Consider the following 15,635-nt stretch of genomic DNA (forward strand, 5'->3'; position numbering starts at 1 on the left):
GTTGCTTCGTGGTTAGTTGGTGCCACCTTCGTGGTGACGACTTAATAATAGTTTGTAATGGATTAATCGCAAGCAAATATTAAGTAGGAATAATCCAGTAATTTTGTCGGAGTGATCTTTGGCTGGAAGTAAGTGTGTAAGTTGAATGCCACTAAATAGAATAGTTAAGGAAATGTCCTGCACGACGGCAGGACGATAAATGTAGGAAAGCAAAGTGCAAGACAAAAAGAAGGGGAGCCCATGGGCTCCCCTTTCGACAGCATCAATGCCGTGCGTCTGTCAGCTGTTCGGCAGCAGACGGCAGGTGATGCTCTTGATGTAGCGGGTTTCCGCAATGGCCGGGTGCACCGGGTGATCCGGGCCCTGACCGCCGCGTTCCAGCAACTGGATGTTGCGATCCAGGTGACGGGCGCTGGTCAGCAGGATGTTCTGCAGATCGTCTTCCGGCAGGTGCATCGAGCACGAAGCGCTGACCAGGATGCCGTCCTTGTTGAGCAGGCGCATGGCTTGCTCGTTCAGGCGGCGGTAGGCGCCTTCACCGTTTTTCATGTCCTTCTTGCGTTTGATGAACGCAGGCGGGTCGGCCACGATCACGTCGAAGCGTTCTTCGCTGGCCTTGAGTTCCTTCAAGGCTTCGAAGACGTCGCCTTCGATGCAGGTCATCTTGTCAGCGAAACCGTTCAGCGCGGCATTGCGCTCGACGCCGTCGAGGGCGAAGCCCGAGGCATCGACGCAGAACACTTCGCTGGCGCCGAATGCGGCAGCCTGCACACCCCAGCCACCGATGTAGCTGTACAGGTCCAGCACGCGTTTGCCTTTGGCGTAAGGCGCCAGGCGTGCGCGGTTCATTCGGTGGTCGTAGAACCAGCCGGTCTTCTGGCCCTGGATCACCGGGGCTTCGAATTTCACGCCGTTCTCTTCCAGAGCAACCCACTCCGGCACCAGGCCGAACACGGTTTCGGTGTAGCGTTCCAGACCTTCGGCGTCACGGGCGGCGGAGTCGTTCTTGAACAGAATGCCGCTCGGCTTGAGCACCTGGGTCAGTGCCGCGATCACGTCATCTTTATGGGCTTCCATGGTGGCGGAAGCGATCTGCACCACGAGGATGTCGCCGAAACGGTCGACCACCAGACCCGGCAGCAGGTCGGAGTCGCCGTAGACCAGGCGATAGAACGGTTTGTCGAACAGGCGCTGACGCAGGGAAAGCGCCACGTTCAGGCGGTGCACCAGCAGCGACTTGTCCAGCGGCAGCTTGATGTCGCGCGACAGCAGGCGGGCGCAGATCAGGTTGTTCGGGCTCATGGCCACGATGCCCAGCGGCTTGCCGCCGGCGGCTTCGAGGATGGCCTGGTCGCCGGCCTTGAAGCCGTGCAACGGGGTGGCGGCCACGTCGATTTCGTTGCTGTAGACCCACAGGTGGCCGGCGCGCAGGCGACGGTCGGCGTTGGCTTTGAGGCGCAAGCTAGGCAGGGACATGACGTCGCTCCGGAAAAAAGAGCGGGAGTATACCGTGTTGCGACGCAGGCGGGTTCGGTGCTGGACATGTGGCGTACAGGCGCGGCGCGCAAACGGACGAAGGCAGAATTCTGTCCATGGTCTTGAATGAAAGTTTCCGCCGATCTGCCCCTGATGTGTCGTTCGTCGGTTTTTAGGGGTTAGAATCGCCGCCTGTCCAAGAGTATGTACTTATGTCCCAAGAGCTGACCACCGAACAGATTCAACAGTCCCTGCAAGGCATCAGCGTGCCGGCGCAACCGCAGATCATGGTGGATCTGCAAATGGAGCAGTACATGCCCGACCCGGATCTGGAGACGATCGCCAAGCTGATCTCCCAGGATCCCGGCCTGTCCGGCTCTCTGCTGAAAATCGTCAATTCGCCGTATTACGGTCTGAGCAACAAGATCACCTCGATCAAGCGCGCGGTGAACCTGCTGGGCAGTCGTTCGATCATCAATCTGATCAACGCGATGTCGATCAAGGGCGAGATGAACGATGACACCATCGTCACGCTCAACCGTTTCTGGGACACCGCCCAGGACGTGGCCATGACCTGTCTGACCCTGGCCAAGCGCGTCGGTACCGAGGCGAGCGACGAGGCTTACGCCTTGGGCCTGTTCCATGACTGCGGCGTGCCGCTGATGCTTCAGCGTTTCCCGGATTACATGACGACGCTCGAAAAGGCCTACGCCAACGCGAGTGCCGAACGCCGGGTCGTGGACACCGAGAACGATGTCTACAACACCAATCACTCGGTGGTCGGTTACTACACTGCCAAGTCCTGGCGCCTGCCGGAGCATGTCAGTGCGGCCATCGCCAATCACCACAACGCCATGGCGATCTTCAGCGATGAGACTTCGCGCAACAGCCAGATGAAAAACCTGCTGGCGATCCTGAAAATGGCCGAGCATATCTGCGCGTCGTACCGGGTGCTGGGCAACCAGAGCGAAGACTTCGAGTGGCAGGCGGTCGGGCCGCTGGTGCTTGAATACATCGGTCTTTCGGATTACGACTTCGAAACCCTGAAGCAGACAATCCGCGAACTCGGCGCACACTGATCAAGACACTCAAGATTCGAGACGCTCATGCCTGAATTGCCGGAAGTCGAAACCACCCGCCGCGGCATCGCCCCGCACCTGGAAGGCCAGCGCGTCAGCCGGGTGATCGTGCGTGACCGGCGGCTGCGCTGGCCGATTCCCGAAGACCTCGATGTGCGCCTGTCCGGCCAGCGCATCGTGCTGGTCGAACGGCGCGCCAAGTACCTGCTGATCAATGCCGAAGTCGGCACGCTGATCAGCCATCTGGGCATGTCGGGCAATTTGCGATTGGTAGAGGTCGGGATGCCGGCAGCCAAGCATGAGCATGTCGACATCGAACTGGAGTCCGGTCTGGCCCTGCGTTACACCGATCCGCGGCGTTTCGGCGCGATGCTCTGGAGCAACGACCCGCTCAATCACGAATTGCTGATTCGCCTGGGGCCGGAGCCGTTGACCGATCTCTTCGACGGCGAGCGGTTGTATCAGCTGTCACGTGGCCGGTCGATGGCGGTCAAGCCGTTCATCATGGACAACGCGGTGGTGGTGGGGGTCGGCAATATCTACGCGACCGAAGCGCTGTTCGCCGCCGGCATCGATCCGCGCCGCGAAGCCAAGGGCATTTCCCGGGCGCGTTATCTGAAGCTGGCGATCGAGATCAAACGCATCCTCGCCGCCGCCATCGAGCGCGGCGGCACCACGTTGCGCGACTTCATCGGTGGCGACGGACAGCCGGGGTATTTCCAGCAGGAGCTGTTTGTCTACGGCCGCGGTGGCGAACACTGCAAGGTCTGTGGCACGGGCCTGCGGGAAGTGAAGCTGGGCCAGCGGGCCAGTGTCTTCTGCCCACGCTGCCAGACCTGACGAAAAGCTGAAAAAGTCCTACGGTCTATAGTGAGTTGTCTCACTGTTCAGCCCGAAGGATCGTGCCATGAAGTCCTCGCAAGCCCTGCTCCTCGCACTGCTGCTGTGTTCCAGCCTGATCGTTCAGGCCACGGAAGGCGGCAGCGGTGATCCGCGATACGCCATCCAGAATCCACCGGCCTACGCCATGATCGGCGATCTGCTGATTGCCCGTCCCTTGCTGGTGGCGGCGACAGTGATCGGTGCAGGCGTGTTTGTGGTGTCGTTGCCGTTTACCGCGCTGGGTGGCGGTGTCGGCGATGCGGGGGAGGCGCTGGTGGTGGCACCGGCGAAAGCGGCGTTCGTGCGTTGCCTGGGCTGTACCGGGGAAGGATTCGAGCAGCGTGAATGACGTGATCGCAGCCTGGCGCTGCGATCACGGTCAGAGACTCAAGCCTTGCCGGTAATCTTGCGGTATTTCTCCATCAACTGTTCTTCAGTCTCCGGATGGGCTTCGTCCAGTGGAATGCAATCCACCGGGCAGACCTGCTGGCACTGCGGTTCGTCGTAGTGGCCGACGCACTGGGTGCACAGGTTCGGGTCGATCACGTAGATCTCTTCGCCCTGGGAAATGGCGGCGTTCGGGCACTCAGGTTCGCAGACGTCGCAGTTGATGCAATCGTCGGTGATGATCAGGGACATGCTAACTCCAGCCGGGGCGGGGAGCCCGGGCGCTATGAATCAATGCGCGCAATTGTGCCGCATTGGCGCCCGCAGTGCACGCGGGCGCCGTTTGAACGGTCGTTACTTCTTGAAGCGCAGGGTCAGGGCGTCAGCCACGGCCGGGTGGACGAACTTGCTGATATCGCCGCCCAGGGCTGCAATTTCCCGCACCAGGGTCGAGGAAATGAACGAATAACGCTCGGACGGGGTGAGAAACAGGCTCTCCACATCCGGCGCCAGCTGGCGGTTCATGTTGGCCAGCTGGAATTCGTATTCGAAGTCCGACACCGCGCGCAAACCACGCAGGAACACATTGGCGTTCTGCTCCTTGGCGAAATGCGCCAGCAGCGTCGAGAAGCCGACCACTTCCACGTTGGGCAGGTGTTTGGTGACCTCGCGGGCCAGCTCGACCCGTTGTTCCAGCGGGAACAGCGGATTCTTCTTGGGGCTGGCGGCGACGGCGATGATCACATGGTCGAACAGGCGCGAGGCGCGTTCGACCAGATCGCCATGGCCCTTGGTAATAGGGTCGAAGGTACCTGGGTACAACACTCGGTTCATCGCGTCGTCCTGGCGGGAATCCGTTGGGGAGTCGGATGGTATCGCAGCCGTCCCGGTCGGCCAAGTCGCCTTTTGGGTAAGAAAGCACTATGGACTGTACGAATCTTCGGCTTTTTCACGGGTTTTTCAGCCGTTCGCCGAGGGATGTCGCCAGTTGCGCCGTCAGACCATACACCGACAACTGCGGGTTGGCGCCGATGCTGGTGGGGAACAGCGAGCCGTCGTGAATCGACAGATTGCGCAGCTGATGATGGCGGCCAAGGCTGTCGGTGACGGCGGTTTTCGGGTCTTCGCCCATTGCGCAACCGCCCATGACGTGGGCGCTGCCCAGGCGGGTGCGGTACAGCTCAAGGCTCAAGCCGTCGATCATTTTGCGCGCCTCGGCCAGGCTGTTCACATAACGCGCATCGGCGTGCATCGGCATCACCGCTTTGGCGCCGCCGGCGAACTGGATCTCGGCCATGACGTGGAAGGCCCGGCGCAAACCGTCCCAGGCGTAGGACGAAACCTGATAGTCGAGCACCGGCGAACCATCCCCGCGCAACTCGACACTGCCGCCCTGGCTGTCCTGATGAAAGCCGTCACGCAACAACGCCAGCATGGCGTGGGTGTGCGGAAGATCCGCCATGTGCTGTGCGTTTTCCTGGCCGAAGCCGCCGAGCAGGGTGGCGGCCAGCGCCGGGTGCAACGGCGGTACTTCGAGTTTGAAGGCCATCGGCCCGGTAGTGCCGTCCTTCCACTGGAAATGGTCGGAGTAGATCGACTGCGGCGCTCCGTAAAACGGGTTGATGATCTCGTCGAAGCGCCCGGCGGACATGTTCACCGGGTGCAGAAAGGTGCGTTTGCCGAGGCGTTGATGCGGATCCGGCGCGTCCGAGCGCAGCAGCAGGGCAGGGCTGTTGATACCGCCGCCGGCCAGCACGCAATGGCGGGCCTTGACCGTGATCTTGCGCCCGGTCGGCTCGACGCAGCGCTCGTCCATCGCCACGCACTGCAGCCCGGTGACCTTGTCACCGTTGATCAGCAGTTTTTCGGCGCGGGCCAGATAGAGCAGCTCGCCGCCCTTTTCCAGGGTCGCCGGAATGGTCGTGACCATCATCGACTGCTTGGCGTTGGTCGGGCAGCCCATGCCGCAGTAGCCGAGGTTCCAGCAGCCGCGCACGTTGCGCGGGATCACGTGCCAGCTGTAGCCGAGTTGTTCGCAGCCTTTGCGGATTACGTCGTTGTTGGCGTTGGGCGGCACCATCCACGGGGCGACGCCGAGGCGTTGCTCCATTTTTTCGAACCACGGCGCCATGTCGGCGGGGCTGTGGCCATTGACGTTGTGTTCTTTGGCCCAGTGTTCGAGGGTCGGCTCGGGCGTGCGAAAACTCGAAGTCCAGTTGATCAGAGTTGTGCCGCCGACCGCACGACCCTGAAGGATGGTGATCGCGCCGTCCTTGCTCATGCGGCCGATGCCTTCCTGATAGAGGCTGCTGTAAGCCTTGTCTTCCAGCATCTTGAAGTCGCTGCTGGTCTTGAGCGGGCCTTCTTCGATCAGCAGCACTTTATAGCCGGCGGCGCTGAGGATTTCCGCCGTGGTGCCGCCGCCGGCACCGCTGCCGATGATGGCAACGTCGGCTTCCAGGGTCAGGTCGTCGGTCAGTTGCGCGCCGTTGTAGGTTTTCCAGCCACGGGCAAGGCCTTCGCGAAACGGGTCGGGTACGGGCATCAATCAGGCTCTCTTATTATTGTTCGGAGGCGTCGCAGGTCTTAAACCGTGGGCGGGCCGGGGTAACCGCAGTGCGCCCAGGACTCGGCGCGGGTGTACCAGGCCATCATCACCATTTGCTGCAGGGAGCTGTGGCCCATGCGCAGCAGGCTCAACGAACTGTTTTCCCAGCGCTCGAGAAAGTGCCGGATCGCCTCGGGGCTGGCGTTTTCCCAACTGCCCCAGATGCCGGTCAGCGGTCCCCGGGTCACGGCCATGCCCAGCACATCGAACAGTTGCCGGGTGAGCTTGAGCATTTCCGGTGACAGGTGATCGAGGCTGTAGTCCAGGGACTTCAGGGTTCCGTCGACAGCGGCGGGCATCTTTTCCACCGCGACGGCGCCCTCCAGCATCACCGGAATCAGCGCACGCAGAAACAGCAGGTCACCGCTGCGCAACGTGGCGAATCCGTTGGCCGACACGCTCGATGAGCAGCCGCTGAGGCTGGCACCAAGGCCGGCAGTGGCGAGGAAAGCCGTGGCGCCGAGGCTGAACTTCAGCAGGCCACGGCGCGAGAGGGCAGGTGTTTCGGTCAGGCTTGGGTGCATTGTTGTTATTACCCGGCGGTGACGTTAGCGAATGAACAGTTTCTGGATCAGTTTCTGAATGGATTTGCCGTACGGCGGGTAAATCAGCTTCGCCGCGTTGAAGCGCTGTTTAACCAGCACACCCTTGGCCTTGCTGAAGGTCAGAAAACCTTCGTGCCCGTGGTAATGCCCCATCCCCGACGGCCCGATGCCGCCGAAGGGCATGTCGTCCTGGGCTACATGCAGCAGCGTGTCGTTGAGGCAGACGCCGCCGGAGTGGGTTTCGTGGAGCACGCGATTCTGTTCGCGTTTGTCGTAGCCGAAGTAGTAAAGAGCCAGAGGACGTGGGCGCTGATTGATGTAAGCAAATGCCTGATCCAGATCCCGGTACGGCACGATCGGCAGCAGCGGGCCGAAGATTTCGTCCTGCATCACCGTCATCTCGTCGCTGACGTTCAGCAGCAGGCTGTGCGGCATGCGCCGGCCCTGGCCCTGCTCGAACAGCGGAATCAGCAGTGCGCCCTTGCTGGTGGCGTCGCTGAGGTAGCTGTTCAGTCGAGCCAATTGGCGCTCGTTGATGATCGCGGTGTAGTCCGGGTTGTCGGCGAGTGTCGGATAAAACCCGCGCACGGCCTGGCGATAGGCTTCGACGAAGCCGCCGACCCGTTCTTCCGGCACCAAGACGTAGTCCGGCGCCACGCAGGTCTGGCCGGCGTTGAGGGTCTTGCCGAAGGCGATGCGTTCGGCGGCGTCCTTGAGCGGCACGTCGTGGGAGACGATGGCCGGGGATTTGCCGCCCAGTTCCAGGGTCACCGGCGTGAGGTTTTCCGCCGCCGCGCGCATCACGTGCTTGCCGATGCTGGTGGCGCCGGTGAACAGCAGGTGATCGAAGCGCAGTTTCGAGAACGCCACGCCGACATCGGCCTCGCCCAGCACCACGCAGACCAGGTCTTCGGGGAAAATCCGCGCCAGCAATTCCTTGAGCAGCATGCCGGTGGCCGGGGTCGATTCGCTGAGCTTGAGCATCACCCGGTTGCCTGCCGCGAGCGCGCCGGTCAAAGGGCCCATGGCCAGGAACAACGGGTAGTTCCACGGCACGATGACGCCGACGACGCCCAGCGGCTGATACACCACTTTCGCCGATGCCGGCTGGAAGGCGACGCCGACCTTGCGCCGTGAAGGTTTCATCCACTGGCTGATATGCCGGCTGGCGTAATGAATGCCGTGCAGACTCGGCATCAGCTCGGCGAGCAGGGTTTCATCGGCGCTGCGGTGGCTGAAATCCGAACTGATCGCCTCGATCAATGCCTGCCGTTCGCTGCTCAGCAGATCGCGCAAGGCCTTGAGCCACTGCTGACGCTGGGCGGCAGGCGGCATCGGGTTGGCGGCGTAGGCGGCGCGCTGCGCGTCGAACAACCGGTTGAGCTCTTCCAGCGGCTGTTGCAACGATTGCAGGTAGGCAATATCGGCGGTCATTGTCGGCTCCGGATTTGTTGTCGTGAGGAACTTTCTAGAGTCTATGCTCTAGAAAGTCAAATGACTTCCTTGGGCATCATGGTTTTATCCCGTTCCGGTTAGGTCGTAAGATGCCCCCCAACGCACTCTGAATTAAAGCTCAAGCCATGGCCCCACGGATCAAAACCAGCGAGCGCATCGTGCAGAACAGCCTCGAGCTGTTCAATCAGCAGGGCGAGCGCAGCATCAGCACCAATCACATCGCGGCCCACATGGAGATTTCTCCGGGCAACCTGTACTACCACTTCCCCAACAAGCAGGCGATCATCGCCGTGTTGTTCAGTGAGTACGAAAGCCTTGTGGACAGCTTCCTGCGCCCGCCTCAGGGGCGTGCGGCGACGGTCGAAGACAAGCGTTTCTACCTCAAGGAACTGCTGTCGGCGATGTGGCGCTACCGCTTTCTGCACCGGGATCTGGAGCACCTGCTCGACAGCGATCCGGACCTGGCCGGGCGTTACCGGCGCTTTTCCCAGCGCTGCGTGATTCAGGGCGCGGCGATCTATGAAGGTTTCGTCGCTGCCGGCATCCTGAAGATGGACCGGGTGCAGATCGAATCCCTGACCCTCAACGCGTGGATCATCCTCACCTCCTGGGTACGCTTTTTGTGCACGACCCGGGAAAATTCCAATCACCTCAGCGAGCAGGCCATTAAACGTGGCGTGTATCAGGTGCTGGTGCTGGAAGCGGGATTTGTCACCGATCAGGCCCGTGATGAGGTCAATGCACTGTTCGAAGAATTCTACGTACCGTTGGCCCAGGCCCTTGAAGAAAGGTCCTGACCCATCCGCTCACAGGAGTCGTTCGCTATGCCGATTGCGCAACTGATCAGCCCGACCACGCTGGATGCCCGCAAGGAGCAACCGGGGCTGGTGATTCTCGATTGCCGTTTTGCCCTCGAAGACCCGGATTACGGCCAGCGCAGCTATGCCGAAGGGCACATTGCCGGGGCGAGTTTCGCCGATCTTGAACGTGACCTGAGCGGGCCGGTGACCAAGGGCGTGACCGGACGTCATCCGCTGCCGGAGCCGGCGGCGTTGATCGAGCGCCTGCAAGCCTTCGGTATCAGCAACGACAGCGACGTGGTTCTGTATGACGACGGCCCCGGTGCCTACGCGGCCCGGGCCTGGTGGTTGCTGGCATGGCTGGGCAAGCGCGACGGCGTGTTCATTCTCGATGGCGGGCTCAAGGCCTGGCATGCGGCCGGCCTGCCGCTGAGCCTGGATGCGCCTTCGGTGGCGCGCGGGACGTTCAGCGGGCAGCCGGACAAACATCTGCTGCTCAGCGCCGAGCAATTGCAGCAGCGCCTCGGCCAACCGGCCCTGACCCTGCTCGATGCCCGCGCCCTGCCAAGGTTCAAGGGTGAAGTGGAGCCGATCGACCCGATCGCCGGGCACATTCCCGGCGCGCAATGCGCGGCGTTTACCGACAACCTGGGCAGCGACGGACGTTTCCTGCCGGCGGATCAACTCAAGCAGCGCTTTGCCGCGAAACTCGGCGAGCGTTCGCCGAACGATCTGGTGGCGTATTGCGGTTCCGGGGTGACGGCGTGTCACAACCTGTTTGCCCTGTGTCTGGCGGGTTATCCGTTGGGTACGCTGTATGCCGGATCGTGGAGCGAGTGGATCAACGAGCCGTCGCGCGGTATCGCCACGGGCGAGTAAGCGCGTTCAGCGCTCCAGCCGCGCACTGCGATAGGCCGCTGGCCCCACGCCATAAACCTGTTTGAACTGCCGGCTCAGATGGCTCTGGTCGGCAAAGCCCAGTTGCGTGGCGACTTCCACCGGCAGGCAGCCGCTCTGCAACAAACCCCGTGCGCAGGCGATCCGCTGTTGCATCAGCCAGGTGTGCGGCGGCATGCCGGTGGCGCGGCGGAATACCCGGGCGAAGTGGAAGGGCGACAGGTTCACCGCTGCCGCCAGTTCTTCCAGGGAGGGGGGCGCCGCCAGTTGTGCGTGCAGCAACTCCTTGGCCATCACCACTGCGCGGTGTTCTTTTCCGGGTTTGCCGTTGATCTGCACCGCCGCGTGACGTTGCAGCAGCAGCATCATCATTTCGCGCCACACCGTCTGCTGCTGCAGCGCGGTGGCGGGGCTTTCCAGCAAGCGGTGCAACTGGCTGAAGCCGTTGACCAGATCCGGGTCGCGATACAGCGTCGCGCCAAAGGCCGGCATTGGTGCGGTTGGCAGCTCCAGTTCTTCAAGCAGCGAAACAATCTTGTCGGTATCCGGATAGAACGCCCGGTACAGCCAGCCGTCCTCGGTGCCTTTGTGGCCGGTGTGCAATTCATCCGGGTTGATCAGCACCAGCGTTCCGCTGCCAGCCAGGTGTTCGGCACCGCGATAACGGTAGCGCTGGGCGCCGGCCATGATCATGCCGATCACGTAGCCGTCGTGGACGTGCGGGGCGAAACGATGCTCGATGTAGCGCGCCGAGAGCAGCTCGACGCCGGCCAATGGCGCGGTTTGCCAGAAACGGATCGACTCGCCCTGATCGCTCATGCCGTCACCCGCGCCCCGATTCGGCCAGCCATTGGGGGATGCGCCGCTCCAGGTAATAACCCGGTTGGCGGAATGAGCCGTCGACGAAGCCGACATGCCCGCCCCGGGCCTGCAATTCAAACGCGGTCGAACTCGACAACTCACTGGCCTGCGGCAGGCTGTGGGGAAATACGAACGGGTCGTCCGCCGCCTGAATGATCAGGGTCGGCGTGCGGATCTCGCCCAGAAAGTAGCGGCTCGATGCCCGCCGATAATAATCCTCGGCATCGGCAAACCCGTGCAGCGGCGCGGTCACCCGGCCATCGAAATCCCAGAAGGTGCGCATGTTTTCCAGCGAGCCGAGGGCGGCCAGTGCGGCAAGACCATCCTCACGGCCGTCGTGCTGGAACTGGCGCTGCTTGTTCTTGATGTAGGCCACCATCTCGCGCATGAAATGCGCCTGATAGACCTTCGAAAACCCCTGGCCGATACGGTCGGCGCATTGATCCAGTCGAAACGGCACCGACACCGCTACCGCGCCAAGTACACCGCTGGCGCTACCGGTTTCCCCCAGATGCTTGAGCAGCACGTTGCCGCCAAGGGAATAACCGACCGCATACAGCGGCGCCAATGGCCGCTTGGCTTTCAGGTGCTTGATGGTTTCGGCGAGGTCTTCGCTGGCACCGGAATGGTAGCTGCGCGGCAACAGGTTCGGTTCGCCCGAACAGCCGCGCCAGTTCAGCGCCACACTGGCCCAGCCTTGGGCGGCGAGCGCTGCCTGAATCCCGGCGACGTAAGGCGAGTTGGAAGAGCCAGTCAGCCCGTGCAGCACCAGCACCAGAGGCGCTTCGGCGCTGTGCGGGCCATGCCAGTCGAGGTCGAGAAAATCGCCGTCCTCCAGCCACACGCGTTCGCGCTGGCGATCAAGGTGCACGGTCTTGCGCCACAGCGGCCCCCACAAGGTTTGCAGGTGCGGATTGCCGAGGCCGAAGGCGGGGATGAACGGTTTTGACGAAGGGGACACGATTGCTCTCGATGCAGCGCAGCGAGCCTCGGCTGAAGCTCGCCGCTTTTTCAGGCCGGTCGGTTAACCGGCGATCACTGCCATACGTTGCCACAACGCGTAGTACACCCGCCCGGATTTCTGTTCACGGTGCAGGCGCCAGTTGCCTGGCAGGCCGAGGGTCGATGGCGCGGTTTCGCTTTCAGTGTAGATCCACGAATCATCGGCCAGCCATTGGCGCTCTTCCAGCAGCGCGCAGACGGCAGGCAGCAGGTTCTGGTTGAACGGCGGGTCGAGGAACACCAGGTCGAACGCGGTCGCGGTCTGGGTTTCCAGGTAGCGCAAGGCGTCGGCGGTCTGCACCTGGCCGTTGGTGCAGCGCAGGGTGCCGAGGTGTTCTTTCAGGCTGGAGACGGCGACATGGCTGGCATCCAGCGCCTGGCCCATGGACGCGCCACGGGACAATGCTTCCAGAAAAAGCGCGCCGCTGCCGGCGAACGGATCGAGCACCTTGGCCCCGGCAACGTACGGCGCGAGCCAGTTGAACAGAGTTTCACGCACACGGTCCGGCGTCGGGCGCAGGCCCGGTGCATCCGGGAAGCTCAGTTTGCGGCTGCGCCACTCGCCGCCGATGATGCGCAACTGGTTCACACCGTTGTGCAGTTTTTGTACAGGTTTCTTTGGACTGGCCATTAATGCTCCGGAACCCCGAGCGGCTGCTCGGCAGGTTTATCAGATGGGGCCGGTAACGGCTTTTGCGGCACGGTCGGGCCAGCGCTGACGATGACCATTTTGTCCGTGCTCAAGTGTTTGTTCAGGGCGTCGCGGACCTGCTCGACCGTCAGGCTCTGGGACTGACGCATGAAGTCGTCCAGATAGCTCAGCGGCAGATTGTAGAAGCCCATGGCGCCGAGCTGGCCGACGATATCGGCGTTGCTGGCAGTGGACAGCGGGAAGCTGCCGGCCAGTTCGCGCTTGGCGTCGTCGAGTTCTTTCTGGGTCGGGCCAGTCTTCAGGTAGTCGGCGAGCACGTCCTGCACCAGTTTCAGGGTGCCTTCGCTCATTTCCGCGCGGGTCTGCAGATTGATCATGAACGGGCCGCGTGCCTGCATCGGGCTGAACGCCGAATACACGCCGTAGGCCAGGCCACGCTTCTCGCGGACTTCGCTCATCAAGCGAGTGCCGAAGCCACCGCCGCCGAGGATCTGGTTGCCCATCGACAGTGCGGCGTAGTCCGGGTCGTCACGGTCGATGCCCAGTTGCGCGAGCATCAGGTTGGTCTGCTTCGACGGGAACTCGATGTGACCGACGCTGGCCTTCGGCTCCTGCGGCTGAGCGATCTTCGCCAGCGCCGGGCCTTTCGGCAGGGCGGCGGAGACCTGATTGGCAATCGCCTCGGCTTCGCTGCGGGACAGATCGCCGACCAGCGCAATCACCACGTTGCCGGCGGCATACGCTTTGGCGTGGAACTCACGCAGTTGCGCCAGGGTGATCTTCGGCACGCTTTGCGCGCTGCCATCGCTGGAGTGCGCGTACGGGTGATCGCCGTACAGGCGCTTCATCAACTCCAGGCTGGCGAGTTTGCCGGGGTTCTGTTTCTGGTACTCGAAACCGGCGAGCATCTGGTTCTTGATGCGTGCGAAGGAGTCGGCGGGGAAGGTCGGTTTACCGATCACTTCCGAGAACAGTTTGAGTGCCGGCTCGCGTTTGTCGGCGGCACTCAGGCTGCGCAACGAAACGATGGCCATGTCCTTGTAGGCGCCGTTGCCGAAATCCGCGCCGAGGCCTTCGAAGCCCTGGGCAATGGCGCCGACATCCTTGCCGGCCACGCCTTCGTTGAGCATGGCGTTGGTCAGCAGGGCCAGGCCCGGCGCGTTGTCGTCCTGGCTGCTGCCGGCGGAAAAGATCAGGCGCATGTCGAACATCGGCAGTTCGCGAGCTTCGACGAACAGCACCTTGGCGCCTTCGGCGGTGTTCCAGGTCTGTACGTCGAGTTTGCGGCTGGCCGGGGCCTTGCCGTCGAGTTCGGCCAGCGATTGCAGCTTCTGGCTGGACTTGGCGTTATCCAGCGCTTCGCTGGCGTTGCTGTTGTCGCTCGGCGCCAGATACAGCGCGGCGGAGCCAATGACTGCCACGGCGATCAGGCCGAGCAGCAGGCGTGGGGTTTTGCGCTCACTCATGAGTCGTCTCCAGTGGCAGGACGTGGGCGACGCTGAGACGTTCGCGGGTGAAATACAGCTTGGCGGCGTTCTGGATGTCTTGCGGGGTGACGCTTTCCAGATCGGCCAGTTCTGTGTCCATCAATTTCCACGACAGGCCGACGGTCTCCAGTTGGCCGATGGCGGTGGCCTGGCTGGTGATCGAATCGCGTTCGAAAACCAGGCCGGCGATGACTTGCGCACGCACGCGCTCCAGCTCTTCAGCGGACGGTGCAGTGGTTTTCAGCTGTTTCAGCAGTTTCCACAGGCCGGCTTCAGCCTGGGCCATGGTCTTTTTCTTCTGGGTGTTCGGCGTGGCCGACAGGGTGAACAGGCTGTCGCCGCGAGTGTAGGCGTCGTAGCTCGACGAACCGCCGGACACCAGCTCTTCGCCGCGCTCCAGCTGGGTCGGGATGCGTCCGCTGTAACCGCCGTCCAGCAGCGCCGAGATGAGGCGCAAGGCGTTGATCGAGCGCTTGTCTTCGGCGGTGGCCAGGCTCGGCACGTTGAAACCGAGCATCAGGCTGGGCAGTTGGGTCTGCACATGCAGGGTGATCTGGCGTTCGCCGGGTTCGGCCAGTTCCAGCGGTTGCTTCGCTGGCGGCACGTCGCGTTTCGGGATCGGCCCGAAGTAGCGCTGGGCGAGGGTTTTCACTTCGTCCGGGGTCACGTCGCCGACCACCACCAGCGTGGCGTTATTCGGCACATACCAGGATTGGTACCAGTGGCGCAGCTCTTCGACTTTCATCCGGTCGAGGTCGGCCATCCAGCCGATAGTCGGCGTGTGATAACCGCTGGCCGGGTAGGCCATGGCCTTGTAGCGCTCGTAGGCCTTGGACATCGGCTTGTCATCGGTGCGCAGGCGGCGCTCTTCCTTGATGACTTCGATTTCCTTGGCGAACTCGTCGGCCGGCAGGCGCAGATTGGCCATGCGGTCGGCTTCCAGTTCGAAGGCTACGCCCAGACGGTCGCGGGCCAGCACCTGGTAGTAGGCGGTGAAGTCATCGCTGGTGAAGGCGTTTTCTTCAGCGCCGAGGTCACGCAGGATCAGCGAGGCTTCGCCGGGGCCGACTTTCTCGCTGCCCTTGAACATCATGTGCTCGAGGGCGTGGGACAGACCGGTCTGGCCCGGGGTTTCGTAGCTGGAGCCGACCTTGTACCAGACCTGCGACACCACCACTGGCGCGCGATGGTCTTCGCGCACGACGACTTTCAGACCGTTGTCGAGGGTGAATTCGTGGGTCGGTTGCAGGTCGGCCGCCAGGGCCGAAAGGGGCAGACAGACTGTGCTGAGCAGCAGGCCTGCGGCGCGGCGGGCTAGAGCATTCATTCGTTTTTAAACCTGTTCGGCTGCCCGCTTGGTCTTAGCCTAGGCGGGCGAGGAGGTGCTAGGATACTGATCCGTTTTACTGGCGGCCACGCCTATCAGGCCACTGATCGGTCTATAGGTTGTACGGGTTACCGGCAGAAGCTTTGAGTTTGTCAGCTAAACTCTGCGTTTTCGCCG

General features: G+C 62.4%; 16 protein-coding genes. 5 read left to right on the forward strand and 11 right to left on the reverse strand.

What is annotated here, in order from left to right; translation table 11 throughout:
• Positions 1–279: 279 nt before the first annotated feature.
• The gene (locus tag M5B44_RS16880) at positions 280–1,476 is read right to left on the reverse strand and encodes a class I SAM-dependent rRNA methyltransferase (protein WP_085709044.1); all 1,197 of its coding nucleotides are present in this window, start codon (positions 1,474–1,476) and stop codon (positions 280–282) included.
• Between the two features lie 266 nt (positions 1,477–1,742).
• Here M5B44_RS16880 and M5B44_RS16885 point away from each other — a divergent pair, with 266 nt between their 5' ends.
• The 3 genes from M5B44_RS16885 to M5B44_RS16895 all read left to right on the forward strand — a co-directional run bounded on the left by M5B44_RS16885 (position 1,743) and on the right by M5B44_RS16895 (position 3,786).
• The gene (locus tag M5B44_RS16885) at positions 1,743–2,555 is read left to right on the forward strand and encodes an HDOD domain-containing protein (protein ID WP_248740069.1); all 813 of its coding nucleotides are present in this window, start codon (positions 1,743–1,745) and stop codon (positions 2,553–2,555) included.
• A gap of 27 nt (positions 2,556–2,582) precedes the next feature.
• Complete coding sequence (mutM, locus tag M5B44_RS16890) at positions 2,583–3,395, forward strand: bifunctional DNA-formamidopyrimidine glycosylase/DNA-(apurinic or apyrimidinic site) lyase (protein ID WP_085709046.1); 813 nt, start codon at positions 2,583–2,585, stop codon at positions 3,393–3,395.
• A 67-nt stretch (positions 3,396–3,462) separates the two neighbouring features.
• Positions 3,463–3,786, forward strand: a complete 324-nt coding sequence (locus M5B44_RS16895) for a multidrug transporter (RefSeq protein WP_085709047.1) — start codon at positions 3,463–3,465, stop codon at positions 3,784–3,786.
• Between the two features lie 38 nt (positions 3,787–3,824).
• Here M5B44_RS16895 and M5B44_RS16900 read toward each other — a convergent pair whose 3' ends face one another.
• The 5 genes from M5B44_RS16900 to M5B44_RS16920 all read right to left on the reverse strand — a co-directional run bounded on the left by M5B44_RS16900 (position 3,825) and on the right by M5B44_RS16920 (position 8,411).
• On the reverse strand, positions 3,825–4,076 hold the full coding sequence (locus M5B44_RS16900; protein WP_003195146.1) for a YfhL family 4Fe-4S dicluster ferredoxin: 252 nt from the start codon (positions 4,074–4,076) through the stop codon (positions 3,825–3,827).
• Between the two features lie 102 nt (positions 4,077–4,178).
• The gene (gene coaD, locus M5B44_RS16905) at positions 4,179–4,658 is read right to left on the reverse strand and encodes a pantetheine-phosphate adenylyltransferase (protein WP_003229157.1); all 480 of its coding nucleotides are present in this window, start codon (positions 4,656–4,658) and stop codon (positions 4,179–4,181) included.
• A 115-nt stretch (positions 4,659–4,773) separates the two neighbouring features.
• Complete coding sequence (locus M5B44_RS16910) at positions 4,774–6,369, reverse strand: GMC family oxidoreductase (protein WP_248739916.1); 1,596 nt, start codon at positions 6,367–6,369, stop codon at positions 4,774–4,776.
• Between the two features lie 41 nt (positions 6,370–6,410).
• A complete protein-coding gene (locus M5B44_RS16915; protein ID WP_248739917.1) occupies positions 6,411–6,956 on the reverse strand; it encodes a twin-arginine translocation pathway signal protein in 546 nt (181 codons plus the stop codon).
• Positions 6,957–6,980: 24 nt separating this feature from the next.
• On the reverse strand, positions 6,981–8,411 hold the full coding sequence (locus M5B44_RS16920; protein WP_248739918.1) for a coniferyl aldehyde dehydrogenase: 1,431 nt from the start codon (positions 8,409–8,411) through the stop codon (positions 6,981–6,983).
• 146 nt (positions 8,412–8,557) lie between these two features.
• Between M5B44_RS16920 and M5B44_RS16925 the strand changes: the two genes are divergently transcribed.
• Together M5B44_RS16925 and M5B44_RS16930 are read left to right on the forward strand one after the other, a co-directional pair.
• Complete coding sequence (locus M5B44_RS16925) at positions 8,558–9,229, forward strand: TetR/AcrR family transcriptional regulator (protein ID WP_248739919.1); 672 nt, start codon at positions 8,558–8,560, stop codon at positions 9,227–9,229.
• Positions 9,230–9,256: 27 nt separating this feature from the next.
• A complete protein-coding gene (locus tag M5B44_RS16930) occupies positions 9,257–10,111 on the forward strand; it encodes a sulfurtransferase (RefSeq protein ID WP_248739920.1) in 855 nt (284 codons plus the stop codon).
• 6 nt (positions 10,112–10,117) lie between these two features.
• On the opposite strand, the gene M5B44_RS16935 is transcribed toward M5B44_RS16930, so the two are convergent.
• The 5 genes from M5B44_RS16935 to M5B44_RS16955 form a co-directional block, all read right to left on the reverse strand.
• Positions 10,118–10,948 carry an AraC family transcriptional regulator gene (locus M5B44_RS16935; RefSeq protein WP_248739921.1) on the reverse strand — a complete coding sequence of 277 codons (831 nt, stop codon included), beginning with the start codon at positions 10,946–10,948 and terminating at the stop codon, positions 10,118–10,120.
• Between the two features lie 4 nt (positions 10,949–10,952).
• Positions 10,953–11,951, reverse strand: coding sequence for a hydrolase (locus M5B44_RS16940; protein WP_248739922.1), 999 nt, complete (start codon positions 11,949–11,951; stop codon positions 10,953–10,955).
• Positions 11,952–12,014: 63 nt separating this feature from the next.
• Positions 12,015–12,623, reverse strand: a complete 609-nt coding sequence (gene rsmD, locus M5B44_RS16945) for a 16S rRNA (guanine(966)-N(2))-methyltransferase RsmD (protein ID WP_248739923.1) — start codon at positions 12,621–12,623, stop codon at positions 12,015–12,017.
• The gene (locus tag M5B44_RS16950) at positions 12,623–14,110 is read right to left on the reverse strand and encodes a M16 family metallopeptidase (protein ID WP_248739924.1); all 1,488 of its coding nucleotides are present in this window, start codon (positions 14,108–14,110) and stop codon (positions 12,623–12,625) included. Before M5B44_RS16950 ends, rsmD begins: the two co-directional genes overlap by 1 nt.
• Positions 14,103–15,458 carry a M16 family metallopeptidase gene (locus M5B44_RS16955; RefSeq protein WP_248739925.1) on the reverse strand — a complete coding sequence of 452 codons (1,356 nt, stop codon included), beginning with the start codon at positions 15,456–15,458 and terminating at the stop codon, positions 14,103–14,105. The genes M5B44_RS16950 and M5B44_RS16955 overlap by 8 nt, the downstream gene beginning before the upstream one ends.
• Positions 15,459–15,635: the final 177 nt, after the last annotated feature.

This window comes from Pseudomonas sp. MWU12-2029 (genome assembly GCF_023242425.1).
GTDB classification, from domain to species: Bacteria; Pseudomonadota; Gammaproteobacteria; order Pseudomonadales; family Pseudomonadaceae; genus Aquipseudomonas; species Aquipseudomonas kribbensis.